The organism is Candidatus Nitrosopumilus salarius BD31 (assembly GCF_000242875.2).
Lineage (GTDB): Archaea > Thermoproteota > Nitrososphaeria > Nitrososphaerales > Nitrosopumilaceae > Nitrosopumilus > Nitrosopumilus salarius.
This window is the reverse complement of the sequence record NZ_AEXL02000129.1, coordinates 1-1,197: the sequence shown is the minus strand read 5'-3', so window position 1 is coordinate 1,197 and position 1,197 is coordinate 1. Positions and strand designations below refer to the sequence as shown.

Annotated in this window: 3 protein-coding genes; all 3 read left to right on the top strand. The window is 35.8% G+C overall.

Going from position 1 to position 1,197, the window contains the following annotated elements; all coding sequences use genetic code 11:
- The first annotated feature begins 101 nt into the window (after positions 1-101).
- A complete protein-coding gene (locus BD31_RS07535; protein WP_008300746.1) occupies positions 102-425 on the top strand; it encodes a 30S ribosomal protein S17 in 324 nt (107 codons plus the stop codon).
- On the top strand, positions 425-847 hold the full coding sequence (locus tag BD31_RS07530) for a 50S ribosomal protein L14 (RefSeq protein ID WP_008300751.1): 423 nt from the start codon (positions 425-427) through the stop codon (positions 845-847). The genes BD31_RS07535 and BD31_RS07530 overlap by 1 nt, the downstream gene beginning before the upstream one ends.
- 3 nt (positions 848-850) lie before the next feature.
- Positions 851-1,197: 50S ribosomal protein L24 (gene rplX, locus BD31_RS07525; RefSeq protein ID WP_008300747.1), on the top strand; the 347-nt coding region annotated here is incomplete at its 3' end.

The window sequence follows — 1,197 nt, the reverse complement described above, 5'->3', positions numbered from 1 at the left end:
AAAGACACTAACAATTGGAAATTTTCAATTGAAGGAAAAGATGTTGTTGTGGATGGTTCTAAAATTGCAAAAAGACCGTTTGATAGAATTGGAGGAAAGTCATGACTAAGGATATCGGATTAAAAGTAAAAGAACCAACAAGAGAATGTACCGATAAACATTGTCCATTTCACGGGGGCTTGTCAATAAGAGGTAAACTCTTTGACGGCAAAGTAACTGGAAATAAAGCAAAACAGACAATCACCTTAGAAAAAGATTCACCAATTTACTTTAGCAAATTCAAAAGATATGCAAGAGGCACAAGTACAATTCACGCACATGTTCCTAGTTGCATTGATGTTGAATCAGGAGATCATGTATTGACTGCAGAGTGCAGACCAATATCAAAATCAGTATCATATGTAGTAGTAGAGGTTAAAGCATAATGGCAAAGCAAGCAGGTAAAGGAGTAGAAGAATTTAGACCATACGTTACAAGATCAATCCCAGTTGGGGCAAACATTGTCTGTGCAGATAATTCAGGTGCAAAAATTTTAGAGATAATCAATGTTCCAAGACATAAAACAAGAGTTTCAAGATTACCAGCTGCAGCAGTTGGTGACTTTTGTAATGTTGTAGTCAAGAAAGGACCTGCAGAACTTAGAAAACAAGTTTACGGTGCAGTAATCATTAGACAAAAATATGCAGTTCGTAGATTAAATGGCGTTAGAGTTTGTTTTGAAGATAATGCAGCAGTACTTATCACTCCAGAAGGAGAAACAAAAGGAACAGACATCAAAGGACCAGTAGCAGCAGAAGCTTCAGAAAAATGGCCAAGAGTAGCTAACTTGGCATCAATGGTGGTATAAAAAATGAAACCAACAAAAATGCGTAACAATTTGATTTATCAAGCAACATTCCAAACGAGAAGTAAACAGTTGGGAAGTGCATTATCAAAAGAACTACATAAAAAATATGGAAAAAGAAGTGTACGTGTAATTGAAGGCGACACAGTAAAAATACTCCGGGGGGAATTTACAGGGGTAGAAGGAAAAGTATCCAAAGTATCAACACAAAAAAGCAGTGTTGCGGTAGAAGGAGTAAAGAAGGAAAAAACTAAAGGAGATAAATTTGACGTATATATTCACACATCCAATCTAGTTGTTACTTCACTTAACACAGACGATAAATGGAGAATTTCAAAATTAGAAGGAAAGGA

Bases quoted from the DNA above. Each gene is read 5' to 3' on its own strand.
- BD31_RS07535 (WP_008300746.1), top strand. From the start codon at position 102: ATGACTAAGGATATCGGATTAAAAGTAAAAGAACCAACAAGAGAATGT.
- BD31_RS07530 (WP_008300751.1), top strand. From the start codon at position 425: ATGGCAAAGCAAGCAGGTAAAGGAGTAGAAGAATTTAGACCATACGTT.